This window comes from Polaribacter haliotis (genome assembly GCF_014784055.1).
In the GTDB taxonomy this organism is placed as follows: Bacteria; Bacteroidota; Bacteroidia; order Flavobacteriales; family Flavobacteriaceae; genus Polaribacter; species Polaribacter haliotis.
The window spans coordinates 411086-435943 of sequence record NZ_CP061813.1; the positions used below are offsets into that span (position 1 = coordinate 411086).

General features: G+C 29.8%; 29 protein-coding genes. 13 read left to right on the top strand and 16 right to left on the bottom strand.

The features are described 5' to 3' along the window. Positions 1-3: 3 nt before the first annotated feature. From argH to H9I45_RS01505, 11 genes are all read right to left on the bottom strand, one after another. Positions 4-1278: an argininosuccinate lyase gene (argH, locus tag H9I45_RS01455; protein WP_088353709.1), complete on the bottom strand. Its 1275-nt coding sequence runs from the start codon at positions 1276-1278 to the stop codon at positions 4-6. A gap of 166 nt (positions 1279-1444) precedes the next feature. After that, positions 1445-2512, bottom strand: a complete 1068-nt coding sequence (locus H9I45_RS01460) for a M20 family metallo-hydrolase (protein ID WP_088353708.1) — start codon at positions 2510-2512, stop codon at positions 1445-1447. After that, positions 2513-3295: an acetylglutamate kinase gene (gene argB / locus H9I45_RS01465; protein WP_088353707.1), complete on the bottom strand. Its 783-nt coding sequence runs from the start codon at positions 3293-3295 to the stop codon at positions 2513-2515. Next, positions 3288-4226, bottom strand: coding sequence for a Rossmann-fold NAD(P)-binding domain-containing protein (locus tag H9I45_RS01470; protein WP_088353706.1), 939 nt, complete (start codon positions 4224-4226; stop codon positions 3288-3290). Before H9I45_RS01470 ends, argB begins: the two co-directional genes overlap by 8 nt. Positions 4227-4271: 45 nt before the next feature. Beyond that, entirely contained in the window at positions 4272-5036 is a 765-nt protein-coding gene (gene proB / locus H9I45_RS01475; protein ID WP_088353705.1) for a glutamate 5-kinase, read from the bottom strand. A gap of 68 nt (positions 5037-5104) precedes the next feature. Further along, complete coding sequence (locus tag H9I45_RS01480) at positions 5105-6301, bottom strand: glutamate-5-semialdehyde dehydrogenase (protein WP_088353704.1); 1197 nt, start codon at positions 6299-6301, stop codon at positions 5105-5107. A 90-nt stretch (positions 6302-6391) separates the two neighbouring features. After that, on the bottom strand, positions 6392-7522 hold the full coding sequence (locus H9I45_RS01485) for an aspartate aminotransferase family protein (protein ID WP_088353703.1): 1131 nt from the start codon (positions 7520-7522) through the stop codon (positions 6392-6394). Continuing rightward, the gene (gene proC, locus H9I45_RS01490; RefSeq protein ID WP_088353702.1) at positions 7522-8322 is read right to left on the bottom strand and encodes a pyrroline-5-carboxylate reductase; all 801 of its coding nucleotides are present in this window, start codon (positions 8320-8322) and stop codon (positions 7522-7524) included. The genes H9I45_RS01485 and proC overlap by 1 nt, the downstream gene beginning before the upstream one ends. 131 nt (positions 8323-8453) lie before the next feature. Next, a complete protein-coding gene (argC, locus tag H9I45_RS01495; RefSeq protein WP_088353701.1) occupies positions 8454-9431 on the bottom strand; it encodes an N-acetyl-gamma-glutamyl-phosphate reductase in 978 nt (325 codons plus the stop codon). Between the two features lie 2 nt (positions 9432-9433). Then, complete coding sequence (locus H9I45_RS01500; RefSeq protein ID WP_088353700.1) at positions 9434-10609, bottom strand: argininosuccinate synthase; 1176 nt, start codon at positions 10607-10609, stop codon at positions 9434-9436. 5 nt (positions 10610-10614) lie between these two features. Continuing rightward, a complete protein-coding gene (locus H9I45_RS01505; RefSeq protein WP_088353699.1) occupies positions 10615-11232 on the bottom strand; it encodes a GNAT family N-acetyltransferase in 618 nt (205 codons plus the stop codon). A gap of 617 nt (positions 11233-11849) precedes the next feature. On the opposite strand from H9I45_RS01505, the gene H9I45_RS01510 reads away from it, so the two are divergent. The 13 genes from H9I45_RS01510 to H9I45_RS01570 all read left to right on the top strand — a co-directional run bounded on the left by H9I45_RS01510 (position 11850) and on the right by H9I45_RS01570 (position 20523). Continuing rightward, positions 11850-12266 (top strand): DUF2141 domain-containing protein, encoded by a 417-nt coding sequence (locus tag H9I45_RS01510; protein ID WP_088353698.1) that lies wholly within the window; start codon positions 11850-11852, stop codon positions 12264-12266. Between the two features lie 34 nt (positions 12267-12300). Continuing rightward, positions 12301-13662 carry a 2TM domain-containing protein gene (locus tag H9I45_RS01515; RefSeq protein WP_088353697.1) on the top strand — a complete coding sequence of 454 codons (1362 nt, stop codon included), beginning with the start codon at positions 12301-12303 and terminating at the stop codon, positions 13660-13662. Position 13663: 1 nt separating this feature from the next. Beyond that, positions 13664-13954 carry a 2TM domain-containing protein gene (locus H9I45_RS01520; protein WP_088353696.1) on the top strand — a complete coding sequence of 97 codons (291 nt, stop codon included), beginning with the start codon at positions 13664-13666 and terminating at the stop codon, positions 13952-13954. 1 nt (position 13955) lies between these two features. Beyond that, positions 13956-14252, top strand: coding sequence for a 2TM domain-containing protein (locus H9I45_RS01525; RefSeq protein ID WP_088353695.1), 297 nt, complete (start codon positions 13956-13958; stop codon positions 14250-14252). Next, the gene (locus H9I45_RS01530; RefSeq protein WP_088353694.1) at positions 14236-14580 is read left to right on the top strand and encodes a 2TM domain-containing protein; all 345 of its coding nucleotides are present in this window, start codon (positions 14236-14238) and stop codon (positions 14578-14580) included. Before H9I45_RS01525 ends, H9I45_RS01530 begins: the two co-directional genes overlap by 17 nt. Positions 14581-14624: 44 nt before the next feature. Continuing rightward, positions 14625-14939, top strand: coding sequence for a 2TM domain-containing protein (locus H9I45_RS01535; RefSeq protein ID WP_088353693.1), 315 nt, complete (start codon positions 14625-14627; stop codon positions 14937-14939). A gap of 1 nt (position 14940) precedes the next feature. Continuing rightward, entirely contained in the window at positions 14941-15246 is a 306-nt protein-coding gene (locus H9I45_RS01540) for a 2TM domain-containing protein (protein ID WP_088353692.1), read from the top strand. A gap of 127 nt (positions 15247-15373) precedes the next feature. After that, positions 15374-16129 (top strand): LytR/AlgR family response regulator transcription factor, encoded by a 756-nt coding sequence (locus H9I45_RS01545; protein WP_088353691.1) that lies wholly within the window; start codon positions 15374-15376, stop codon positions 16127-16129. Positions 16130-16264: 135 nt separating this feature from the next. Next, complete coding sequence (locus H9I45_RS01550; RefSeq protein ID WP_088353690.1) at positions 16265-16627, top strand: TraR/DksA family transcriptional regulator; 363 nt, start codon at positions 16265-16267, stop codon at positions 16625-16627. A gap of 125 nt (positions 16628-16752) precedes the next feature. Further along, complete coding sequence (locus H9I45_RS01555; RefSeq protein ID WP_088353689.1) at positions 16753-18324, top strand: helicase HerA-like domain-containing protein; 1572 nt, start codon at positions 16753-16755, stop codon at positions 18322-18324. 45 nt (positions 18325-18369) lie between these two features. Then, positions 18370-18936 carry a hypothetical protein gene (locus H9I45_RS01560; RefSeq protein ID WP_088353688.1) on the top strand — a complete coding sequence of 189 codons (567 nt, stop codon included), beginning with the start codon at positions 18370-18372 and terminating at the stop codon, positions 18934-18936. A gap of 108 nt (positions 18937-19044) precedes the next feature. After that, entirely contained in the window at positions 19045-19413 is a 369-nt protein-coding gene (locus tag H9I45_RS01565; protein ID WP_088353687.1) for a cupin domain-containing protein, read from the top strand. 78 nt (positions 19414-19491) lie between these two features. After that, the gene (locus H9I45_RS01570; protein WP_088353686.1) at positions 19492-20523 is read left to right on the top strand and encodes an AI-2E family transporter; all 1032 of its coding nucleotides are present in this window, start codon (positions 19492-19494) and stop codon (positions 20521-20523) included. On the opposite strand, the gene H9I45_RS01575 is transcribed toward H9I45_RS01570, so the two are convergent. The 5 genes from H9I45_RS01575 to H9I45_RS01595 form a co-directional block, all read right to left on the bottom strand. Continuing rightward, positions 20518-21450: a YitT family protein gene (locus H9I45_RS01575; protein ID WP_088353685.1), complete on the bottom strand. Its 933-nt coding sequence runs from the start codon at positions 21448-21450 to the stop codon at positions 20518-20520. The two genes, H9I45_RS01570 and H9I45_RS01575, sit on opposite strands and share 6 nt — an antisense overlap. A gap of 10 nt (positions 21451-21460) precedes the next feature. Further along, a complete protein-coding gene (gene folD / locus H9I45_RS01580; RefSeq protein WP_088353684.1) occupies positions 21461-22336 on the bottom strand; it encodes a bifunctional methylenetetrahydrofolate dehydrogenase/methenyltetrahydrofolate cyclohydrolase FolD in 876 nt (291 codons plus the stop codon). 97 nt (positions 22337-22433) lie between these two features. Then, positions 22434-23762 carry a signal recognition particle protein gene (ffh, locus tag H9I45_RS01585; RefSeq protein WP_088353683.1) on the bottom strand — a complete coding sequence of 443 codons (1329 nt, stop codon included), beginning with the start codon at positions 23760-23762 and terminating at the stop codon, positions 22434-22436. Positions 23763-23838: 76 nt separating this feature from the next. Continuing rightward, positions 23839-24279, bottom strand: a complete 441-nt coding sequence (locus H9I45_RS01590) for a hypothetical protein (RefSeq protein WP_088353682.1) — start codon at positions 24277-24279, stop codon at positions 23839-23841. 1 nt (position 24280) lies between these two features. After that, positions 24281-24820, bottom strand: a complete 540-nt coding sequence (locus tag H9I45_RS01595) for a DinB family protein (protein WP_088353681.1) — start codon at positions 24818-24820, stop codon at positions 24281-24283. Positions 24821-24858: the final 38 nt, after the last annotated feature.

The window sequence follows — 24858 nt, forward strand, 5'->3', positions numbered from 1 at the left end:
TAATTATTTCGGATATTTTTCAGCAATCTTATCCAAACTCAAATTATGTATACTTCCCACATGAGAATGTTGTTTTCCTAAATCTGGTTTGTAAGTTCCTGCTTGTACTTGACCTCCAATTTGTTGGTAGGCTTCTCTAAAAGACATTCCTTCAACCACTAAATTATTGATAGAATCTACCGTAAATAAATATTGATATTTCTCATCATTCAAATCGATATCTTTTACAATAACCTGCTGAATCGAGTAATTAAAAATGTCTAAAATATCTTTTACATCTTCAAATGCATTGATGATATTTTCTTTCAATAATTGAAAATCTCTGTGATAACCTGTTGGTAAATTGTTAGTAATCATTACCATTTCTGTGTGCAAAGCCTGAATTTTATTACATTTTCCACGAATTAATTCAAAAACATCCGGATTTTTCTTGTGTGGCATAATACTACTTCCTGTTGTTAATTCATCTGGAAAAGTTATAAAACCAAAATTCTGACTCATATATAAACAAACATCCATGGCAAAACGTGACATTGTATTACACAAGCCACCCAAAGCAGATGCAATTGAACGCTCACTTTTTCCACGACTTAATTGTGCTGCAACCACGTTGTATTTTAGTGTTGAAAATTCTAATTCTTTGGTGGTTAATTCTCTGTCAATAGGGAAGGAGCTTCCATAACCAGCAGCAGAACCTAAAGGATTTTGGTCTACAACTTTTGCGACAGCATTAAGCATATAAACATCGTCAATTAGTAATTCTGCATAAGCAGAAAACCACAATCCGAAAGAAGATGGCATTGCTACTTGCAAATGTGTATAACCGGGTAAAAGGCTTTCTTTATGTGTTTCAGCAAGATTTAAAAGTGTATCAAAAAGTGTTTTAGTCTTCTCATTTATTATTGATAAATTTTCTTTGTAATATAATTGTAGTGCCACTAAAACTTGGTCGTTTCTAGAACGTGCTGTGTGAATTTTCTTACCAACTTCACCTAATTTGTTTGTTAACTCCCATTCAATTTTAGAATGTACATCTTCAAAAGATTCTTCAATAACAAAGTCTCCATTTTCGATATCTGTTGCTAATTCTTGCAAGCCTCTTTTTAAGTCTTTTAGCTCATCTGCAGTTATAATTCCAATAGATTCTAACATAATTGCATGTGCTAACGAAGCCTGAACATCATATTTTGCAATATGTATATCAATTTCTCGATCGTTACCAACTGTAAAAAGTTCTATTTGTTTGTCTATTGAAAATCCTTTATCCCAAAGTTTCATATTTTTCTTATTATATTAAAATGTCATTTTGAGCATTACTGAAATCAAAATATATTTTGATTGAAAGTAGCTTGCGTAGCAAAAATGAAGTTGAAAAATCTCATTATTAAGATTTCTCCACAAGGTCGAAATAACATTTTCGATTATTTTTTAATTATTACAAAATTTAACCAATTACACGATTCAACAATTCCACGTATATTTCTATTCCTTCCTCAATTTCTGCGACATAAATAAATTCATTTGCAGAATGAGAACGTGTGCTGTCTCCAGGTCCTAATTTTAAAGATTGACAAGTTAAGCAAGCTTGGTCAGATAATGTTGGAGAACCATAAGTTTCTCTTCCCATGGCAATTCCTGCTTTTACTAAATCGTGTTCCACAGAAATTGCTGAAGAATTTAATTTTAAACTTCTTGGAGTTATTTTTGTACAAGGTGAATTTTCTTGTAAAATATCCGCAATTTCTTGATTAGAATAAGCGTCATTTACACGAACATCAACCACTAAATCTACATGTGCAGGAACAACATTATGTTGAGAACCTGCTTTAATTTGTGTAACTGTCATTTTTACATCACCCAAAGCTTTTGAAGTTTTATCAAACTTAAAATCTTTAAACCACTGTAAAACTTCAATCGAATTATAAATTGAATTATTATTGTTTGGATGTGCTGCATGACTTGGAGTTCCTTCTACAACTGCATCAAAAACCACCAAACCTTTTTCTGCAACTGCTAAATTCATTAAGGTTGGTTCTCCAACAATGGCAACATCAATATGTGGAATTATTGCCAACATAGAATTTAAACCATTTGGTCCGCTACTTTCTTCTTCAGCAGAAGCTACAATTACCAAATTGTATTTTAAGTCTTTTTGCTGATAAAAATGTGTAAAAGTTGCCATTAATGAAACCAAACATCCACCTGCATCATTAGAACCTAAACCGAATAATTTGCCATCTTCCACAAAAGCTTCAAAAGGATCGTTTGTGTAAGCTGAATTTGGTTTTACAGTATCGTGATGAGAGTTTAAAAGCATTGTAGGCTTGCTTTCATCAAAATATTTATTGGTTGCCCAAACGTTGTTTTTTGTTCTTGTAAAAGGAATATTATGGCTCGTAAACCAGTTTTCTATTAAAAGAGCCGTTTTATCTTCTTCTGATGAAAAAGATTGCGTTTCAATTAATCTTTTTAAAAGTGAAATCGCATTTTCTGTTAATTGTTGAATTTCCATTTATAAAGTAATTGTTGTAAAGTTATTATTTTCTTTTGTGAACATAGAAGTGTTTCCAATATGTACTTTTTCAACTCCGTTTTGTAAAGCATCAAAGCAATTGTCAATTTTAGGAATCATTCCATCTACAATAATGTTATCTTCTAAAAGTTGTTTGTATTTATCAGTATTTATATTTTTAATTACAGATTCCTTATCGTTAAAATCTTGTAAAACACCATTTAATTCAAAACAATAATAAATAGATGTTTCGTATAAATTACTCATTCCAACTGCAACCTGAGAAGTTATTGTATCTGCATTTGTATTTAATAATTGTCCATTTCCATCGTGTGTAATCGCACAAAAAACGGGTGTAAAATCAGCCTGAATTAATTTATCAATATTTGTATGATTTACTTTTTTTACATCACCAACAAAACCAAAATCTATTTCTTTTACAGGTCTTTTTTCTGATTGAATACTGTTTATATCTGCACCAGTCAAACCAATTGCATCAATATTTAAAGCTTGTAGTTTTGCTACTACATTTTTATTGACTAAACCACCATAAACCATTGTAATTACTTCTAAAGTTTCTTTATCTGTAATTCTTCTACCATTCACCATTTTAGATTCAATACCTAATTTTGATGCAATACTTGTAGCGCGTTTTCCACCTCCATGAACCAATATTTTCTTTCCTTCTAAATTAGAGAATAATTCAAGAAAAGCATCTAAAGAAGTTGCATCTTCAATAATATTTCCTCCAATTTTTATGATTGATAGTTTCTCTTTATCCATTTTCTAAAATCTTTTTCAAAACTAATTGCGCTGCAAAAGTTCTATTATTTGCTTGTTCAATCACTAAAGAATTTTCTCCATCTAAAACAGCATCTTCGACCACAAGATTTCTTCTAACTGGCAAACAATGCATAAATTTTGCATTACCTATTTTTTCATTAGTAATCATCCAATCTGAATCTGTTTTCAGGATTTTTCCATAATCGTCGTAAGAACTCCAGTTTTTTGTATAAACAAAATCGGCATCTTTTAAAGCCTCTTTTTGATTGTGATAAATAGGTGTGTCTTTTGTAATTTCTGGGTTTAAATTATAACCTTCAGGATTTGTAATTACAAATTCAACATCCATTTTTTGCATCGTTTGTACAAAACTATTTCCAACTGCATGAGGTAATGCTTTAATATGCGGCGCCCAACTTAAAACTACTTTTGGTTTTTTCTTCGTGGCGTTTTCTGAAATAGTAATTGCATCTGTAAAACCTTGTAAAGGATGTCCAGTTGCACTTTCCATATTTATAATAGGTACAGAAGCATATTTTACAAAAGAAGATAAAACCAATTCACTTTCGTCTTTATCTTTCTCAATTAAAGTAGGAAAAGCTCTAACTGCAATTACATCACAATACTGCGAAACGACTTGCGCAGCTTCTTTAATGTGCTCTGCAGTATTTCCATTCATAACTGTTCCATCCAAAAATTCAATTCCCCAAGCATCACCAGAAACATTCATTACAATAGGATTCATTCCTAAATTTAATGCTGCTTTTTGAGTACTTAAACGTGTTCTTAAACTTGAATTAAAAAATAACAATCCCAATGTTTTGTTTTTTCCTAATTCAATATCTTTTAATGGATTTTTCTTAAGCGCTTTTGCTTCTTTAATCCAAGAATTAATATCGTCGATATCGTTTATGTGTGTGTAATTTTTCATGTTCTTATTTTTTCGACAAGGGGTTTTAATCCCTTGTAATAAATATTACTTTATTTTAGTAAACGGAATTTTATTTTCAAACGCATTTGTAATAAAATTGTCCTTTAAACCATTTACAATCCAAGTTTCTATATTTGCTTTTTTTGCAACTGCAACAGCTTCAATTTTAGATTCCATTCCCCCAGTTCCCAAAGAAGATTTAGAATTGACAACCTCTTTTCTTAAGTCTTCAAAATTTGATACTATTTCTATCGTTTTTGGTGCATTATTTTTGATGGATTCTTTTGTGTAAATTCCATCTGTATTTGTAGCAATTACTAATAAATCTACCTCTAATAAAGACGCTGTTAATGCGGCTAATTTATCGTTATCACCAAATTTTATTTCATCTGTAGCAACTGTATCATTTTCGTTGATAATAGGTATATAGTTATTGCTCACTAAAACATTAATTGTATTTACAATATTTGTTTTACTTTCTTGTTTTTCAAAATCTGAATAGGAGAGAAGGCATTGAGAAGTTAACAAACCATATTCTCTAAAAATTTCTTGATAAATTCTAATTAAATGTGGCTGACCAATAGATGCCAAAGCTTGTTTTACAAAAACTTCTTCGTGTTTACTTTCTAATTTTACAAACTGTTTCGCAACTGCAATTGCACCAGAACTTACAATAACAAACTCACAAGAATCTTTTAATTTTGCAATCTGATTTGCAATATCTTCAATTTTCCCTCTTGAAATATTATTGGTTTCTTTTGTTAAAGTATTAGAACCAACTTTTAGTAAAATTCTTTTCTTTTTTTGCATTGTATTTATTTTTTTCTCACAAAGTCACATAGCTTTTGACTGCCAACTGCCGACTGAAAAACTGCTAACTATTTTCTTATTTGTCCATTTCCAAAAATGTACCATTTATTAGTTACCAAATGTTGCAAACCAATTGGGCCACGTTGGTGTAATTTATCTGTACTTATTGCTAATTCGCCACCCAAACCTAATTGACCACCATCTGTAAATCTTGTGGAAGCATTATGATAAACTGCAGCAGTATCTACATTTTCCATAAATAATTTTGCTTCAATTTCATTTTTTGTAATAATCGCAGAAGAATGTCCACCAGAATAATTGTTAATCATTTCTATAGCTTTTTCTGTGGAAGAAATTTCTCCAACTACAATTTTATAATCTAAAAATTCTTCAGACCAAACTGCATCAGAATCTATGACATTTAAATTGTGATTTCCTGCAACAATTTCATCCCCTAAAACTTCAATTTTAACTTCTTTTAATTTTGAAATTAAGGTTTTTATAAAATTGTCTTTATTTGGAAGATTTTTATCAATTAAAACCTTATCTACAGCATTACAAGCAGATATTTTACTTTTTCCATTGATAATAACATCAATAGCAATTTGTAAATCTGCTTCCTTTTGAACATAGACAAAGTTATTTCCACGTCCGCTAATAATTACAGGACAAGTTGCATGTTGTTTAACAAAAGCAATTAATTTTTCGCCACCTCTTGGCACAATTAAATCTAATTTTTGCGAAGGGTTTTCTAAAAAAGCTTGTGTTTCTATTCTGTTAAACTGTAAATATTCTACCCAGTCTTTTGAAGCATTGTGTGTTTCTAATGCCTTGTGCCAAAGCTCAACTATTTTTAAATTGGAATTTAAAGACTCTTTTCCGCCTTTTAAAAGAATTTTATTTCCAGATTTAAATGCAATTCCTGCAGCTTCTACAGTTACATCTGGTCTCGATTCATAAATGATTAAAACAGTTCCAAAAGAAGCAGTTTTATTATAAACCTGCATGCCATTATCATGTTTAAAACTAAAACGTTCTACACCAACAGGATCTTCTTGAGAAGCCAAATGTTTAGCAGCAGTAATCATTTCGTTTACTTTTGCATCATCTGCTTTTAAACGATCAAACATAGAAATATCATTACCATTATAAGCGTCTAAATCTTTTTTATTGATGCTGATAATTGCTTCTCTTTCTTCGTCTAAAAGTGTTGCCATTGTTAGCAATACTTTATTTCTTGTTTCTATGGAAAGTAATGTGTTCATATTTTCAGTATTCAGTTTACAGTAACAGTTTTCAGTTTCATTCTTGAAAAAAAAACTTTGCGAAAATTCTTTGCGTCTCTGCGTTTAATTTTAAGAATTCAATTCACTTTTTAAAGCTTCAAAAAACACATCAATATGTTTTTTCTGAACTGTTAAAGAAGGTAAAATTCTAATTAAATTAGGGTTTTTTGCGCTTCCAGTAAATATTTTATGATTATAAATCAGGTTTTTACGCAATTCTGCAATCGGAAAATCAAATTCCAAACCTAACATTAATCCTCTTCCTTTTAAATTTTTTAATTGTGGAATTTCCTTTGACTTTTCAATAAAATATGTTGAAATATCTTTCACATTTTCCATCAATTTCTCTTCTTTAATTACATCTAAAACCGTTAAAGTAGCAGCACAAGCCAAGTGATTTCCTCCAAAAGTGGTTCCTAACAAACCAAAAGAAGCTTTAATAGAAGGATGAATTAAAATTCCACCCACAGGAAAACCATTTCCCATTCCTTTAGCAATCGAAATAATATCTGGAGTTACATTAAATTTTTGAAAAGCGAAAAAATCACCAGTTCTACCAAAACCAGACTGAACTTCATCCGCAATAAAACAAGTATTATATTTCTTACATAATTTATCTGCAGTTTCATAAAATGCAGTAGTGCTTTCGTCTAAACCTCCAACACCTTGTATAAATTCTATAATAACAGCACATACATCGTTTTTTGCCAATGCTTTTTCCAAACCAACTAAATCGCCTAATTCTAAAATTTCGACTTCTTGTTGTGCGTTTATTGGCGCAATAATTTTTGGATTGTCAGTTGCAGCAACAGCCGCAGAAGTTCTTCCGTGAAAACCATTTTTAAACGCAATAACTTTCTTTTTATCAGTATGAAAAGAAGCTAATTTTAAAGCGTTTTCATTAGCTTCAGCACCAGAATTGCATAAAAATAACTCGTAGTCTTTGCAACCAGAAATTTCTTCTAATTTGTTCGCCAATTCAACTTGCATCGGATTCTGAATAGAATTACTATAAAATCCCATCTTTGCAACTTGGTCACTAATATTTTTTACATATTTTGGGTGAGAATGTCCAATAGAAATTACAGCATGTCCACCATATAAATCTAAATATTCGGTATTATTTTCATCGTAAACATACACATCTTTTGCCTTTACAGGAGTGATGTCGAACAACGGATATACATTAAATAAGCTCATTATATTTGTTCTTTTTTAATATTACTAATTTTATTAAAAGAAGCCACCATTCCTTGAATTAATGAAGAACTCAAACCTTTATGTTCCATTTCATTTAAACCTGTAATTGTACAACCTTTTGGAGTTGTAACTCGGTCTATTTCTTCTTCTGGATGATTTCCATTTGTAATTAATAAATTCGCAGCACCTTCACTGGTAAACATTGCCAATTCTTGTGCTTCTTTTGCATCGAAACCTAACTGAATTGCAGCTTGAGTTGTCGCACGAATTAAACGCATCCAAAAAGCAATTCCACTTGCGCAAACCACAGTTGCAGCTTGCATTTGAGCTTCAGGAATTACTAAAGAATGTCCTAATCTGTTAAAAATTGCTTCTGCTAATTGAACTCTCTTTTTCCCTTGCGTATTAGAACAAATACACGTCATCGATTTCCCAACAGCAATTGCTGTATTTGGCATTGCTCTAATAATAAATTTATCTGCACCAATTTCTTCCTCAATTTTAGGAATTACAAAACCAGTAATTGTAGAAACAATCGTGTGTTTTTCTGTCAATAATGGTTTAATATCATTTAAAATCTTCTCAAAATGAGCAGGTTGAACCGCGAAAATTAAAATGTCAGAATTTTTTACAGCTTCCTGATTGTCAGTTGTTAAGAATATATTTTTGTAACCATCTAAATCTTCAAGTTCCTCTAAATTCCTTTTGGTCAAGTACAAAGATGTAATTGCGTTGTTGGTAATTAAACCTTTCGCAATAGATTTTCCTAAATTCCCTGTTCCTATGATTGCTATTTTCATAATATTATATTTTTAGCCTACCCTAACCCTTCCAAAGGAAGGGAACACTTACTCTTGCGATTAAACTCTTAAAAATATTTTCACAAGAGTAAGAGTTCCTCCCTTTTGGGGAGGTTAGGAGGGGCTTTTGTTTAAAAATAATTCGCTTTTAAATTAATTCCTGTTGTTTCCTCGAAACCAAACATTAAGTTCATATTCTGAATTGCCTGACCAGAAGCTCCTTTTAGTAAATTATCAATCGTACTTGTAATCAATAATTTGTTGTGGTATTTCATTAAGTGAATCAGACATTTGTTGGTGTTTACTACTTGTTTCATATGAATTTCATCATCAGAAACAAATGTAAAAGCAGCATCTTTATAAAATTCTTTATAGATTTTTTTTGCGTCATCTACACTTCCATCATATTTTGTGTAAACCGTGGCAAATATTCCTCTTGAGAAATTTCCTCTATTTGGAATAAAAATAACATCATCATTATAATCGCTTTGTAATTGATTGATTGTTTGGTTTATTTCTCCCAAATGTTGATGTGTAAATGCTTTATAATGCGAAAAATTATTATCTCTATACGTAAAATGCGTAGTTGCAGATAATGAAGTTCCTGCACCAGTTGCACCAGTTACAGCATTAATATGAATGTCTTTTTTCAACAATCCGTTTTCTGCTAAAGGTAAAACAGCTAATTGCAAAGCCGTTGCAAAACAACCAGGATTTGCAATATATTTAGCCGATTTTATCGCTTCTTTTTGCAATTCTGGTAAACCATAAATAAATTCTTTTCCTTCGAAATTCATATCAGCAATCAATCTAAAATCGTTACTTAAATCGATGATTTTTGTACTTTCAGAAAAAGAATTTTTCTCTAAAAACGCTTTTGAATTTCCATGACCTAAACACAAGAATAAAACATCAACATTTTTATTAATTTCCGAAGAAAAAACAATTTCTGTGCTTCCAATTAAATCTTGATGCACTTTATATAATTTATTGCCAGCATTTGAGGTGCTAAAAACAAAATTGATATTTGTTTCAGGATGATTCAATAATAACCTTATTAATTCACCAGCTGTATAACCTGCACCACCAATAATTCCTACTTCTAACATCCTTATTTATTTACTTGTTGATAAATCTTATTCTGATTTCCTAAAATTTTGATAAATCCTTTTGCGTCATCTGCAGTCCAAGCTTTGTTTTCTTCACCATACGTACTAAATGCGCTCGACATTAAATCGTGATTAGAAACAATTCCATCTAAAGAAAAATGATATGGTTTTAAAGTAACTACCACATTTCCAGAAACCATTTTTTGAGAACTTTGTAAAAAAGCTTCAGTATCTCTCATCACAGGATCTAAATATTGACCTTCATGCAAATGCATTCCGTAAAAACTCGATAAATATTCTTTGTGCTGTAATTGCCACTTTGTAAGCGTATGTTTTTCTAATAAATGATGCGCTTTAACTGTAATTATAGCAGCAGCAGCTTCAAAACCAACTCTTCCTTTTGTACCAACAATAGTATCTCCAACATGAATATCTCTACCAATTGCATATTTTGATGCAATTTCATTTAGATTTTCAATATTTATTTCTGGTTTATTTTCTTCACCATTTAAAGCTACAAATTCTCCGTTTTTAAAAGTAATTGTAACTTTTTCTTCTCCGTTTTTTTCTAATTGAGAAGGGTATGCTTCACTTGGCAAAGGTTTTTCTGATTTTAAAGTTTCAACTCCACCAACACTTGTTCCCCAAAGTCCTTTATTTACAGAATACTTCGATTTTTCCCAAGGCATATCAATACCTTCAGATTTTAAATAATCTATTTCTTCTTGTCTTGTTAATTTTCCATCTCTAATTGGCGTAATAATTTTAATTCCAGGAGCCAATGTTTGAAAAATCATATCGAAACGAACTTGGTCGTTTCCTGCACCAGTACTTCCATGAGCGATATATTCTGCATTTATACTTTTTGCGTATTCTATAATTTCTATGGCTTGTATAATTCTTTCAGCACTTACTGATAAAGGATATGTTGCATTTTTTAATACATTTCCAAAAATTAAATATTTTACTACTTTGTTGTAGAAAGTTGCAACAGCATCAATATTTTTATAAGTAGAAACGCCCATTTTATAAGCATTACTTTCTATATTTTTTATTTCTTCATCAGAAAAACCACCTGTATTTACGCTAACTGCATGTACATCGTATTCTTTTGATAAACTTACTGCACAATATGAAGTATCTAAACCACCACTATAAGCAATTACTAATTTTTTCATCTTAATTATTTTTTATCTTTTTTTAAAAACAAGTTTTGTCTAAAATTCTTTATTCTTTCAAATCGGTTTTTTTTAACCTCTTTAGATTCTTCTTTTATTTCTTTCTTTGGATCGTACAACATTCCTGTACACAAACACATTTTTTGTTCTGTTCTTGTTAAAACATCGTAATTTTTACAAGTTTGGCAACCTTTCCAGAAAGATTGGTCGTCTGTAAGTTCCGAGAAAGTAACAGGTTTGTAGCCTAAATCGCTATTTAGTTTCATAACCGCTAAACCAGTTGTAATACTAAAGATTTTTGAGTCTGGAAATTTTGTTCTTGAATGTTCAAAAACGACTTGTTTTATCTTTTTTGCTAAACCCAAATTTCTGAAATCTGGATGTACAATTAAACCAGAATTGGCAACGAATTTTCCATGTCCCCAAGCTTCTATATAACAGAAACCTGCAAATTTATCGCCATCTAAAGCAATAACTGCGTTTCCATTTTCCATTTTGGTTGTAATGTATTCTGGCTTACGTTTGGCAATTCCTGTTCCTCTAACTTTAGAAGCTTCTTCTATAGTTTTACAGATAGTTTCTGCGTAAATACTATGAGATTTGTTTGCAATTACAATTTGCATTGTATTGATGTTTTAATGTTAAATGTATTTGTTTTGTTGTTTTGAAATGCAGAATTGGACTCACCTAATTCCATAATTTTTTAAACACCCAAAGGGCGTGTAGAGAAAAAGCGGCGTACAAAAGTATTGTTATTAGAAGTAATAACTTGGTTTTGTTTGCTTTTGATGTTTGTTGTGTGATTGTAATACATGATAAAAAATAAAAATTATAGTTTCCTTTTTGCTAAATTTAAGAATTAGCGAATTTGACTGCGAAAGCGCAATCTGGGAACTATAGTATTTGTTTTATTTTTTGTTGTAAACATGGTGTAAATGTAAATTAATTTTTGATTCAATGGTTATAAATGAAGAGTTTTTATTAATTTTTATCAATCTGATAAAAAAAGAAGTTTATAATTATTGAATTTTTAGAAAAAGCTACTTTTTAGTAATTCATATTATTGATGTTCTTATCTAATTACTGAATATTTTAAACGAAAACATCTTCATTTTAATAGAAAACTACAATTCAGCATAAAAAAATTACAGTTGGGTATTCTTTAATTTAAAAAACTGTGGTTGTGTTGCATCTTTGTACCATCAATAACAATTAATAGGAACACTTAAACACAAATATTATGAAATTTTTACTATCAATTTTAGTCGTAGCAATGTTATCAATTACAAATTCGATTACTGCTCAAAACACACAAACAATTACTGTAACTGTTGTAAATGCAACTTCAGATGCTGGGAAAATAGGATATGCATTATATACTAAAGACAATTTTATGGGGAAACCAATTCAAGGTAAAAACGGTAAAATTGTAAATGGAAAGTCAACTATTGTTTTCGAAAATGTTCCTTCAGGAGAATATGCAGTTACTTGTTATCATGACAAAAATAACAACGATAAAATGGATTTTTCTGCAAACAGAATGCCTTTAGAAGATTATGGTTCTTCTAATAACGTAATGGCTTTTGCGCCACCAAGTTTCGAAAATGCAAAGTTTATGTTGAAAGATGAAGATTTAAAATTAGAAATTAAATTTTAATATTTAACTTTATCAAACTTAATAAAAGATAAAAATGAATACCAATCAAGAGGTTTACACGATAAGAAGTATTAAAAAAGGAGCAATTCTTTGTTTGAAACTAACCATAATTTTTGGAATCTTGTTTAGTATTATTTTCGGTCAAACAACTGTAGAGGGTATTATGTGGTCTTTTATAATCTCTGGAATGTATTCTTTTGGAATTGGTTTTGGTAATGGTTTTATAAACAATTACTTATCTTCTAAATGGAGTTGGATTACACAAACAAATCAAAGAGTTTGGGCAGGAATCATAGCCACAGTTTTATATACAATTCCTGTTGTTTTATTGATTGATTATGTGGTGTTTGTGATAATAAATGGTAACCAAGCTGATAATTTTTTTAAAGGTAATTTTCTTTGGATTCACTTGTTTTATATCATTCTTTCTTTAGGAATTTCAACATTCTTACATGCAAGAGGTTTTATGAAGAATTGGAAGTTAGCAATGACAAAAGAAACTACCAAACAAGAAATTGTTGCAAAAACAGAAACTGCAAAATTTGAGTCTTTAAAAAACCAATTAGATCCGCATTTTTTATTCAATAGTTTAAATGTTTTAACTAGTTTAATTGGCGAAAACCCACATCAAGCTGAAAGATTTACTACAAAATTATCTAAAGTTTATAGATATGTTTTGGAGCAAAGAAATAAAGATTTAGTACCTATTGAAGAAGAATTAAAATTTGCAAAAACGTATATGGAATTGTTAGGAATGCGTTTTGAAGATGCTGTAAAATTCAATATTCCTGATTCTATTGATAATAATGAGTTGAAAATTGTGCCTTTATCATTACAACTTTTATTAGAAAATGCAGTGAAACACAATGTGGTTTCCACCTCTAAACCCTTAACAATTAATATTTATCAAGAAGATAATTATTTAATTATAGAAAACAACATCAATCCTAAAGAAGCAATAGGAAAAAGTACCAAAGTTGGTTTGCAGAATATTGCTGATAGATATGGATTAATCACTGATAAAGGAGTGAAAATAGAAAATAACAACAAAACATTTAAGGTGAGTTTACCTCTCTTAATTAAAATGAACAATATTATGTACCAAGATAATTTAGAAAATAGTAAATATGTTAGAGCAGTAGAAAGAGTAGAAAAATTGAAAGAATTTTATCAGAATTTAGCGTCTTACTGTTTGGTAATTCCGTTTTTAATCTTCATCAATTTAAGATTCTCTCCTGGGTTTCACTGGTTTTGGTTTCCAATTTTTGGATGGGGAATAGGCTTGACTTTTCATTTTTTAGAAGTGAATAATTACAATATTTTCTTGGGAAAAAACTGGGAAGATAGAAAGATTAAGGAAATGATGGAGCAGAACAATAATAATAAATACAATTAAAATGAAGCAAGATTTCGTTGAAGCTCAACAATATGCAAAAGCAAAAAAAAGAGTTAGAGATATAAAAGCTTTTTACACACATCTTTCAGTTTATTGTGTAATTATACCAGTCATTATTTTTACAAATTTAAAATTTGAACCTCATTTTCATTGGTTTTGGTTCTCTTTAATAGGTTGGGGTTTAGGGCTTTTTTGCCACTGGTTAAGTGTTTTCGGGATTCGGTTATTAGGTTTAGAAAAAAACTGGGAAGACCGAAAAATTAAAGAATTTATGAACGAAGAGAAAAAATAAAATGGAACATAATTACATAGAAGAACAAGAATACATCAAAGCAAAAAAGAAAGTAAAAGAAATAAAAGATTTCTACATGCATTTAGCAGTTATGATTTTTGCATTTCCCATAGTTGTAACTGTAAACTTGATGTTTGTGCCACATTTCCACTTTTTCTGGTTGGCAGGATTTGGAATGTTATTTTCTGTAGCCATACATTGGGTGCAAGTATTTGGGTTTTCTAAATTAGGATTAGGAAATGATTGGGAAGAGAAAAAAATTAAACAAATAATGAAAGAAAATGGAAAGAATAGATAATACCAAAAGTAGTTTTACAGAAGAACATAAATATCTTTTAGCGAAGAAAAGAGTAGAAAAGATAAAAGGTTTTTACATTCATTTAGCGGTTTATATTGTTGTAAATATTTTTATTAGCGCAATTATTATTTACGGATTAACCAACGATAGTGATGGCGAATATGGTTTTACAGGAGCAATTACTCATTTTGGAACGTATTCTACTTGGTTATTTTGGGGAATAGGATTGTTTTTCCATTGGTTGGGCGTTTTTGGAACCAACCTATTTTTCGGAAAAGATTGGGAGAAAAGGAAAATTGAAAAATATATGGACGATCATAAATTTTAATTTTGAAAACCAAACAATAACTTAAAAGTTAAAATAGATTTAGAATGGAAAATACTACTTATAAAGACGCAGAGAATACAGTAAAAAGAATCAAAAATTTTTACAATCATTTACAGATATTTGTAATAATGATGCTTGTTTTATTACTTTTTTCTGATATGATTATCAGTTTTTTTGAAGCTCGAATTTCGAATCCAAATTCATTAAGTTGGATAAAAGCAAACATATGGGTAAATGCTGTATTATGGTTTTTTGGTTTGCTTATTCATGGAATTTATGTCTTTAAATTTAAAGCTAATTTTATTGATAAATGGGAACAAAAGAAGATGAAAGAAATAATGAAAGAAAACAAACAATAAGATGGAAAGAGATTTTGATTCAGAAAAATATAAGAAAGTAAAAAAGAGAATTCATGAAATTAAACAATTCTACAAACACTTTTCTGCCTATTTAATTATTAATTTGTTCTTTATTGGAAGAAGAATTTACAAAGATATCAATCGTGGAGATTCAGTTATAGATGCATTTACAGACATCAATAATTATAATTTTTTCTTTTGGTGGGGAATTGGCTTAATAATTCACGGAATGTTAGTTTTTGGAGCTCCCAAAATTTTTAGTAAAGATTGGGAACAACGAAAGATTGACGAAATGATGAAGAAGTAAACAAAAATTCAATGTTTAAGATTAAAAGTTTAAAGTTCAGGATTCGATACTTGAAGTTTTAGAATCAATTTAAAATAATTAAGAAGAACAAACTAACCACTAACGACTAAAACCTATTTACTACAATATGAACGTACTAATAATCGAAGACGAAAAACCAGCTGCAAGAAGGTTAAACAGAATGTTGGGCGCTTTAGAGATTGAAGTCCAGCAAATGTTGCATTCTGTGGAAGAATCTTTAAAATGGTTGCAGAATAACGAGCATCCAGATTTAATTTTTTTAGACATTCAATTATCAGACGGATTATCATTTGAAATCTTCGAAGAAATTGACGTAAAATCGGCAATTATTTTTACAACTGCTTATGATGAATATGCTTTAAAAGCCTTCAAATTAAATAGTATTGATTATTTGTTAAAACCTTTAGATGAAGACGAATTAAAGGTTGCTGTTGATAAATTTAAAGAATATCAACCACAACAATCTAATGTTCAAGTAAATTTAGATGACATTCGAAAATTACTGATAAATCCTGTTGATAGAAAGTTTAAAAAAAGAATTTCGATTAAGGTTGGTCAGCATATAAAAATTATAAATATCGATGAAATTGAGTGTTTCTATAGCGAAAATAAATCCACTTATATTCATACTTCAGAAAACAGAAATTTCTTATTAGACCATTCTTTAGAAAATTGGCAAGAACAATTAGATCCAGAACAATTTTTTAGAGTCAACCGAACTTTTATAGTTCACATCAATGCTATAAAAGACATTATTGCATATTCTAATTCACGTTTAAAATTAATTTTAAATTCTTACAATGAAACTGAAATTATTGTAAGTAGAGAACGAGTGAAAGATTTTAAGAATTGGATAGACTGACTTTAAATAAATTAAAGCAATTTGTATTTGAGTTAATAATTAGTTTTATTGGAAGCAAGTACTCTTATAATAACCTTTATATTTGAGATATTAGCTGAAATTTAATTTCATCAATATTAATTCAAATAAAAAAATATGTCAGATACAATACAATATAGTACAGAAAAATTAAAAGAATTTAAAATAATTATAGAAGAGGATTTAAAAACTACTGTAGAGGAACTTTCTAAATTCGAAACAAATTTAAAAGAACAAAAACAACGTTTATCAAATGCAAATGTAGATTTTAACCAAACTAGTAAACACTCGCAACAACAAGCAAAGAACGAGCAATTGAAAAAACGTTTAGAAGAAAAAGAAAGAGAATTACAATCTGCATTACAACGAATAAAGAACAAGGTTTATGGGGTTTGTGAAAGAACAGGTAAATTAATAAGAGAAGAAAGATTATTGGCAAAACCTACTGCAAGATTCGATATTTTACCAAAAGAAGATTAAATATTGGCAATCTATATAAAACATATCTAAACAAACCTAACTTTTTATTTCCTAACAATTAAACTTTGATTATTTTTATGCTTTGCAATCTGAACTCGTTTCAGATTCCATATAAAAACAATTAAATGAGTAAACAGGAAGAATTTTTCGATTTCATTAACGAAGGTTACAAAACAAAAGGCGATTTTATAGAATTAGGTGCAGCAATGTTGGGCGAAGAAACCATAACAGATGCTATCGTAAAAATTCCTTTAAAAACCTTAAATAGACATGGTTTAATAGCAGGTGCAACAGGAACAGGAAAAACAAAAACACTACAAGTTTTAGCGGAAAATTTATCCGAAAAAGGAATTCCTGTATTATTAATGGACATTAAAGGAGATTTATCTGGTTTGGCACAACCAAGTCCTGGACACGCAAAAATAGATGAAAGACATGCAAAAATTGGTTTTCCTTTCGAAGCTAAAAAGTTTCCAATAGAAATTCTAACAATTTCCGAACAAGAAGGAACAAAAATGCGTGCCACAGTTTCGGAATTTGGACCCGTTTTATTATCGAGAATTTTAGATTTATCCGAAACGCAAAGTGGAATAGTTGCTATTATTTTTAAATATTGCGACGATAATAAGTTTCCATTGTTAGACATTAAAGACTTTAAAAAAGTTTTACATTATGTTACTAACGAAGGTAAAGAAGAAATTCAGAATGAATATGGTCGAATTTCATCTTCTTCAACTGGCGCAATTTTGCGTAAAATTATAGAAATAGAACAACAAGGAGGAGATTTATTCTTTGGCGAAAAATCTTTCGAAGTAGAAGATTTAACAAGAGTAGACGAAAATGGAAGAGGAATTATTTCTGTGTTGCGTTTAACAGATATTCAAGACAAACCAAAATTGTTTTCTACATTTATGTTGCAATTATTGGCAGAAGTATATGAAACCTTTCCAGAACAAGGAGATTCAGGAAGACCAGAATTAATCATTTTTATAGACGAAGCACATTTGGTTTTCGAAGAAGCTTCCAAAGCTTTATTAAATCAAATCGAAAGTATTGTAAAATTAATCCGTTCAAAAGGAATTGGGTTGTATTTTGTAACTCAAAACCCAAAAGATGTTCCAGAAGATATTTTGGCGCAATTAGGTTTAAAAGTGCAACATGCATTAAGAGCATTTACTGCAAAAGACAGAAAAGCTATTAAGTTGGCTGCAGAAAATTACCCAAGTTCAGATTATTACGACACTAAAGAAGTTTTAACGAAATTAGGAATTGGAGAAGCATTTGTATCCGTTTTAAACGAAAAAGGAATTCCAACACCTTTGGCAAGAACCATGTTACGTGCTCCAATGAGTAGAATGGATATTTTAACGAACAAAGAGTTAAAACATGTTATAGATAATTCGAGGTTAATACATAAATACAATCAAGATTTAGATAGAGAAAGTGCTTACGAAATGCTAAATAGTAAAATAGAAGGCATTAATTTAGCAGAAGAAAAAGCAATTAAAAAAGCTGCAGAAGAAAAGGAGAAAGAACAAAAAGAAAAAGAAAGAGAAGCAGAAAGAAGAAGAGAAGAAAAAGCTTCTAGAAAAACGTATTCTCGAAGAAGTACAAGGCAAAACCCTATTGTAAAAGTATTAACAAGTGCTACTTTTATTAGAGCCGCATTTGGGATATTAAAAAAAGTATTAAAGTAACAAAATAAAAAAAAGAACGTTATATAAACGAAAAATATATTCAGCATGATCAAAAACAAACTTTCAACCATCGTACTTATCTTAGTTTCAATATTTATTATTAGTTGTAGTGGAGGAGATAAATTTAAAATCGAAAAAGGTAAAGTAGGCTACATTACATCAAAAACTACCATCCAAGATCTAGACAATCTTTATAAAAACGATTCTATTGTAAAAAATTTAAGCGAAGGCGCTTTAGGAGACGATTATTTTCAAGACGATGATGAGTATTTAATCTTCGAAAAAGGAGGGAAGCATATTTTAACTGTCGTTCCAAAAGAGCAATTAGATTCAGTATCCACCATAAAAAGTGTAGAAATTCACGATTCTCGTTTTAAAACAGAAACTGGCATTAATCTAAACTCAAGTTTTTCAGAAATTAATAACAATAACAACATCAATAGAATAGAATCTACCATTTCTTCTGCGACATTATTTATAAACGATTTTAATATTACAATTGCTATAGACAAAGAAGAATTAGGCTTAAAAAACTTTAGTACACAGAAAGTTAGCTTACAGCAAATTCCAGATTTAGCGAAAATGAAATCGTTAATTGTTTGGTTTAATTAGGGCGAATTACGCAAAAAAGCGTAACCGCGCTTTACACTATATCTTTTTAATTTGAAAATAAATTAAAAAGGATGTCGTTTCAATCGCTTTCGCAACATGTTATTCATTATGGGAAAAAACTTTAAGATTCAAAAATCTCCTTTCGTAGTTCCAACAACTGATGGAAAACTTATAGAAGAACATTTTGGCAATGCAACTGATAAAAATTCTCAAGTAAGCATTGCACATATGGTTGCACCTTCTGGTTGGAGCGAACCTTTTCAAACACCAAAATTCGACGAATATACCTATATCATCAAAGGCAAAAAACAATTTATTATAGACGATGAAACTGTTGTTTTAGAAGCAGGGCAATCTATAAAAATTAATAAAAATACAAGAGTTCAATATTCAAATCCTTTTGAGCAAAACTGTGAGTATTTAGCCATTTGTTTGCCTGCGTTTTCTATGGACTTAGTTAATAGAGAAGAAAATTAATTATTATATAAGTCCATATAAAAACGTATTGCATTCAGTTTAAAAGATTACTTTTAATAAATTGCAACAAAAAAATTAATGTCAGATACTATCGCTCCCAAAATAATAAGACAAGTTTTTGTCTTATTACTAATTCTATTTATTGGAATTCTTATCTTTAGAGAAATGATGCCTTATTTTTCAGGTGTTTTAGGTGCAATTACCATTTATGTTTTATTAAGAAAATGGATGGTGTATTTGGTACGTAAAAAATGGCATCCAGATTTGGCAGCCGCTCTTTTAATGGTTGTTTCTTTTGTTTGTATTCTATTACCAGTAACTGGTATTGTTTTAATGTTGGGAAATAAAATTGGAGACGCAGTAAGTAATTCCGAGCAAGTAATGCAGGTTATTAAAGACCAATTTGGTAAAATTGAAGACAGATTTGGTTACGATTTAGGTTCTAAAATAAATGTTTCTGAGGTTTCTAATTTCATAACAAGCAATTTAGAAGGAGTTGCAGGAAGTACCTTTAACATTTTTATATCTGTAGGAATTATGTATTTCTTACTATATTATATGTTTACAAATAGATCTCAATTAAGAGATTCTTTGTACCAATATATACCAATTAGCGAGAGAAATTTAAAAATAATTGGTAAAGAATCTCAAGCAATGGTTCGTTCTAACGCAATCGGAATTCCTTTAGTAGCAATCGCACAAGGAATAATTGCATTAATTGGTTTTTTAATTTTTGGAATTAACGATCCTTTTTTCTGGTTTATAATCGTAACAGTGGGTTCTATGATTCCTTTTGTGGGAACTTTAATAGGAATACTACCTGTTTTTATTTTAACAATGGCTTCTGGAAACGAAACTTCTGCCTGGGGAATTTTAATTTACGGTTTGGTAGTTGTTGGTTCTACAGATAATATTATAAGACTGTTTTTATTAAGAAAATTAGATAATGTACACCCATTAATTACATTAATTGGTGTAATTGTAGGTGTTCCTTTATTTGGTTTTATTGGACTTATATTTGGACCTTTACTAATTAGTTTATTTCTAGTAATAGTAAGAATTTACAGAAAAGAATTTGGTAAACATAATACTGAAGAAGCCGTTTTATAAACTATCTTCTTTATTATTTTTAGCTAAAACAGATGCTTTAAAAGTTTCTAACTTCTTATTCTTTTTCTTATCAATATAATGTCTTAGAACACCACCTTTAACACTATTTACATCAAACTCTACAATAAAAGCTTGTGTATCTATATCGTTAATTAATCGATACATTTTTTTAATATCTATCCTATTTACTATAGAATGTATAATCTCAAAATCCTCTGCTTCACCTTTACTTCCAAAACCAGATGCGCCTTTATATACAGTTAATCCAGTTCCTAATTCTTCTAAAATAGCAATTTTAATTAAATCGTTTTTTTTGGAAACAATGGTAACCCCAATAAAATCTTCGAAACCTTCTATTACTGTGTCTGTAACTTTAGATGCAATTATATAAGTTAAAATAGAGTAGAGAGCAACTTCAGTAGAAATAACAAAGGCAGTTATACTAAATAAAACGATGTTAAAAACGAGAATTATTTTTCCAATACTAATTCCAAATCTATCGTTTAAATATACTCCAAGAATCTCTGAACCATCTAAAACAGATCCATTTCTAATAGCAATACCAATTCCAGAACCAACTAATAACCCCCCAAAAATGGAAATTAATAATTTATCGTCTGTAACTGTTTGGAAGTTTTCAAAATGAATAAAAAGAGCTAAACCTAAAATACTAATAATAGATTTTACTACAATTCTTTTAGAAACCGTAAAATAACCAAGAATTAGAAAAGGAATACTAAAAAGAACTAATAAAATAGACATGCTAATATCTACTTGTGTTTTTACAAGTATTGCAATTCCTGTAACACCACCATCTAAAAATCCGTTAGGTAACAGAAATGTTTTTAAACCAATACTTGCGAGAATAATTCCAAAAAATATTTGAATGAATTCATAAAAATTGCTAACAATTCTATTTTTTGTCATATTTAATTAATTAAGACCTTCTCTCACAAGCCAATAAAGTATTTTTTAACAACATTGCAATAGTCATTGGACCAACTCCTCCAGGAACAGGAGTAATAAAACTCGCTTTTTCAGAAACTTCTTTAAAAGCAACATCTCCAACTAATCTGAACCCATTTTTCTTAGAAGAATCTGCCATTCTCGTAATACCTACATCAATAATAGTTACATCTTCTTTTACCATATCTGCTTTTACAAACTCTGGGATACCTATTGCAGCAACAATAATATCTGCTTGTAAAGTAATATCTTTTAGATTTTTAGTTCTACTATGGCACATAGTAACAGTTGCATTTCCAACTTTTCTTTTTTGTGAAAGTAAAATACTCATTGGACTACCCACAATATGGCTTCTTCCTAAAACAACAACGTGTTTACCGGAAGTTTCTACATTATATCTATCTAACAATTCTAAAATTCCAAAAGGCGTTGCAGAAATAAAAGTTGGTAAGTTTAAAGCCATTTTACCAACATTTGTTGGATGAAAACCATCCACATCCTTATCAGGATCTACAGCCATTAATATTTTTTGTTCGTCTATATGCTTAGGTAATGGAAGTTGTACAATAAAACCATCGATATCAGTATCAACATTTAAAATATTTATTTCGTTTAATAAATCTTCTTCTGTTGTATTTTCTGGCAATCTTATTAAAGTAGATTCGAAACCAACACGTTCGCAAGCTTTAACTTTTGCATTAACATAAGTTAAACTAGCGCCATCACTACCAACAATTACTGCTGCTAGATGAGGAACTTTTTTATCTTTGTTTCTAAGTTCAGCGACTTCTAAAGCCAATTCTTCTTTAATATCTGCTGCTGTTTTCTTTCCGTCTAAAATTGTCATGTTTGTTAATATTGGCTATTATTTTTTAATTTCAAAGTTTCTATTGTGACTGCAATTGCCGACTGAATACTGCCAACTGAATACTGCCAACTGAACCTTATTTCATACCTTTCATCATTTGCATCATCTTTTTGCCTCCACCACCTTGCATCATCTTCATCATTTTACTCATTTGGTTGAATTGCTTCATTAATTGGTTTACTTCTTGGATAGAAGTTCCAGAACCTTTGGCAATTCTCTTTTTTCTGCTTGAATTTATAGTTGAAGGCGTACTTCTTTCAGAAGGAGTCATGGAATGAATAATGGCTTCAATTCCTTGAAAAGCATCATCATCAATATCTACATCTTTTAACGCTTTTCCAGCACCAGGAATCATACCCATAAGGTCTTTCATGCTTCCCATTTTCTTTATTTGCTGAATCTGATTTAAGAAATCATCAAAACCAAACTGATTTTTAGCAATTTTCTTTTGTAATTTTCTTGCTTCTTCCTCATCATATTGATCCTGAGCTCTTTCCACTAAAGAAATAACATCTCCCATTCCAAGGATTCTGTCTGCCATTCTATCTGGGTGAAAGATATCAATCGCATCCATTTTCTCTCCAGTACCAATAAATTTAATTGGTTTATCTACAACAGATTTTATAGATAATGCAGCTCCACCACGTGTGTCTCCATCTAATTTTGTAAGAATAACACCATCAAAATTTAAAATATCGTTAAAAGCTTTGGCTGTATTTACAGCATCTTGCCCAGTCATAGAATCTACAACAAATAACGTTTCTTGTGGCTCAATTGCTTTGTGGATGTTAGAAATTTCTGTCATCATTTCTTCATCAACTGCTAAACGTCCAGCAGTATCAATAATCACCACATTTTTTCCATTTGCTTTTGCATGTGCAATTGCATTTTTAGAGATTTCTACAGGATTGTTGTTGCCAACTTCTGCATACACTTCTACACCAATTTGTTCTCCAACAACTTGTAATTGGTTTATTGCGGCTGGTCTGTAAACATCACAACCTACTAAAAGAACTTGTTTTGTTTTTTTAGTTTTTAAATAATTTGCTAATTTTCCAGAAAAAGTAGTTTTACCAGAACCTTGTAAACCAGACATTAAAATTACAGTTGGCGAACCACCTAAATTAATACCAACAGTTTCGCCACCCATTAATTCTGTAAGTTCGTCTTTCACCAACTTAACCATTAATTGTCCAGGATTTAATGTTGTTAATACATCTTGTCCTAAGGCTTTGGTTTGTACTCTTTTGGTAAAATCTTTGGCAATTTTAAAGTTAACATCGGCATCTAATAACGCTCTTCGAACTTCTTTTAGCGTTTCTGCAACATTAACTTCTGTAATTTTACCATGGCCTTTTAGGGTGTGTAAGGCTTTATCTAATTTATCGCTTAAATTATTAAACATAATTTGTGTCTTTTTTTTGGAAGCACAAATATAGGAATTTAGAGGAATTTTTATGTTTAAAAATGGAGTTTTTTAATCATATTTTCTTTAAAAATAGGCTTGTAAAGAAGTTTATTAAATGAATAAATATAGAAAAAATAAAGATGCTTATAGAAATTGCTATTATTAATTGATCATTATCACTAAAAATAGAGAGTTTTTGTGAATTTTCTTTTCCAATCCAATTCCAATTTTCTTTAGTTAGCAATAATAAAAGTGAAAGTATTTGAAGAGAAATATGTGTTATTGTTAACCATTTTTTAGGAGGTTTTTCTGCCCAAGCCAAAGAGAAATAATTAAAGCCGATTAATGCGAAAAAAACAGCAGAAATATAAAACCAAAAATTAAGTGTTGAAACATAATAGGTCGCGTGAATATTAATATCGAAAGGAATTTCTCTATTTAAAAAACCTAAAATAAAAAAAGACATTGTTAGTCCAAAAAAGAAAAGGTGTGGCTTTGCAATAATAGTTTTCATTCTATAGCAGTGTTTCTTTGTATTTTTCTTTTAAAATGTTTGTGTGGTGTTCTGTGTGATGTGCAGTCCACATAATAATTTCACGAATAGTCATTTTTCCCATTAATGGATGTGGTATTACCAAAGTATCTAAATTCAAATCACTAATTTTTCGTGTTTTGTATTGTAATTTTTTATGTTGAATTTGAAGTCTATTCAATAATCTCTTTCTATTTTTCAACAAAGGTTTTTTCAATTTTTGATTAAAAACAGCTGCTCTTTCTTTGTTTTCTATCAATTTTTGTTGGTAATTTTTTACAATCGTATCATAATCTCTAGTTTCTCTATTGCAAGTACCAAATTTATGTTTTAAAAAAAAACGAGGATAGCTTAAAGCGTTATTCAATAATTGTAAACTATCTACCAAATGTTGCACTTGTTGTGCTGTAGTCCATTTTCCTTCAGGCCCTTTTTCCCAAAGTTCTTCTGGGTGTTTGTTTAGCCAAGCTAACAAGTTACTGTTTTTTTCTTCCAATAAATCTACAATTGCATCTCTCTCCATATTCTTTTTATATTATGATTTTAAAAGTAACTAAAATT

Excerpts from the sequence above, each read along its gene's own strand:
- argC (WP_088353701.1), bottom strand. The coding sequence starts at position 9,431 with ATGTTAGAAGTAGGAATTATTGGTGGTGCAGGTTATACAGCTGGTGAA.
- H9I45_RS01595 (WP_088353681.1), bottom strand. The coding sequence starts at position 24,820 with ATGGAGAGAGATGCAATTGTAGATTTATTGGAAGAAAAAAACAGTAAC.
- H9I45_RS01570 (WP_088353686.1), top strand. The coding sequence starts at position 19,492 with ATGTCAGATACTATCGCTCCCAAAATAATAAGACAAGTTTTTGTCTTA.
- H9I45_RS01510 (WP_088353698.1), top strand. The coding sequence starts at position 11,850 with ATGAAATTTTTACTATCAATTTTAGTCGTAGCAATGTTATCAATTACA.
- H9I45_RS01500 (WP_088353700.1), bottom strand. The coding sequence starts at position 10,609 with ATGAAAAAATTAGTAATTGCTTATAGTGGTGGTTTAGATACTTCATAT.
- H9I45_RS01515 (WP_088353697.1), top strand. The coding sequence starts at position 12,301 with ATGAATACCAATCAAGAGGTTTACACGATAAGAAGTATTAAAAAAGGA.
- argH (WP_088353709.1), bottom strand. The coding sequence starts at position 1,278 with ATGAAACTTTGGGATAAAGGATTTTCAATAGACAAACAAATAGAACTT.
- H9I45_RS01485 (WP_088353703.1), bottom strand. The coding sequence starts at position 7,522 with ATGAGCTTATTTAATGTATATCCGTTGTTCGACATCACTCCTGTAAAG.
- H9I45_RS01525 (WP_088353695.1), top strand. The coding sequence starts at position 13,956 with ATGGAACATAATTACATAGAAGAACAAGAATACATCAAAGCAAAAAAG.
- H9I45_RS01520 (WP_088353696.1), top strand. The coding sequence starts at position 13,664 with ATGAAGCAAGATTTCGTTGAAGCTCAACAATATGCAAAAGCAAAAAAA.
- H9I45_RS01560 (WP_088353688.1), top strand. The coding sequence starts at position 18,370 with ATGATCAAAAACAAACTTTCAACCATCGTACTTATCTTAGTTTCAATA.
- H9I45_RS01545 (WP_088353691.1), top strand. The coding sequence starts at position 15,374 with ATGAACGTACTAATAATCGAAGACGAAAAACCAGCTGCAAGAAGGTTA.
- proB (WP_088353705.1), bottom strand. The coding sequence starts at position 5,036 with ATGCAAAAAAAGAAAAGAATTTTACTAAAAGTTGGTTCTAATACTTTA.
- H9I45_RS01590 (WP_088353682.1), bottom strand. The coding sequence starts at position 24,279 with ATGAAAACTATTATTGCAAAGCCACACCTTTTCTTTTTTGGACTAACA.
- argB (WP_088353707.1), bottom strand. The coding sequence starts at position 3,295 with ATGGATAAAGAGAAACTATCAATCATAAAAATTGGAGGAAATATTATT.
- H9I45_RS01535 (WP_088353693.1), top strand. The coding sequence starts at position 14,625 with ATGGAAAATACTACTTATAAAGACGCAGAGAATACAGTAAAAAGAATC.
- H9I45_RS01460 (WP_088353708.1), bottom strand. The coding sequence starts at position 2,512 with ATGGAAATTCAACAATTAACAGAAAATGCGATTTCACTTTTAAAAAGA.
- ffh (WP_088353683.1), bottom strand. The coding sequence starts at position 23,762 with ATGTTTAATAATTTAAGCGATAAATTAGATAAAGCCTTACACACCCTA.
- H9I45_RS01505 (WP_088353699.1), bottom strand. The coding sequence starts at position 11,232 with ATGCAAATTGTAATTGCAAACAAATCTCATAGTATTTACGCAGAAACT.
- H9I45_RS01470 (WP_088353706.1), bottom strand. The coding sequence starts at position 4,226 with ATGAAAAATTACACACACATAAACGATATCGACGATATTAATTCTTGG.
- H9I45_RS01575 (WP_088353685.1), bottom strand. The coding sequence starts at position 21,450 with ATGACAAAAAATAGAATTGTTAGCAATTTTTATGAATTCATTCAAATA.
- H9I45_RS01480 (WP_088353704.1), bottom strand. The coding sequence starts at position 6,301 with ATGAACACATTACTTTCCATAGAAACAAGAAATAAAGTATTGCTAACA.
- H9I45_RS01555 (WP_088353689.1), top strand. The coding sequence starts at position 16,753 with ATGAGTAAACAGGAAGAATTTTTCGATTTCATTAACGAAGGTTACAAA.
- H9I45_RS01540 (WP_088353692.1), top strand. The coding sequence starts at position 14,941 with ATGGAAAGAGATTTTGATTCAGAAAAATATAAGAAAGTAAAAAAGAGA.
- H9I45_RS01565 (WP_088353687.1), top strand. The coding sequence starts at position 19,045 with ATGGGAAAAAACTTTAAGATTCAAAAATCTCCTTTCGTAGTTCCAACA.
- H9I45_RS01530 (WP_088353694.1), top strand. The coding sequence starts at position 14,236 with ATGGAAAGAATAGATAATACCAAAAGTAGTTTTACAGAAGAACATAAA.
- H9I45_RS01550 (WP_088353690.1), top strand. The coding sequence starts at position 16,265 with ATGTCAGATACAATACAATATAGTACAGAAAAATTAAAAGAATTTAAA.
- proC (WP_088353702.1), bottom strand. The coding sequence starts at position 8,322 with ATGAAAATAGCAATCATAGGAACAGGGAATTTAGGAAAATCTATTGCG.
- folD (WP_088353684.1), bottom strand. The coding sequence starts at position 22,336 with ATGACAATTTTAGACGGAAAGAAAACAGCAGCAGATATTAAAGAAGAA.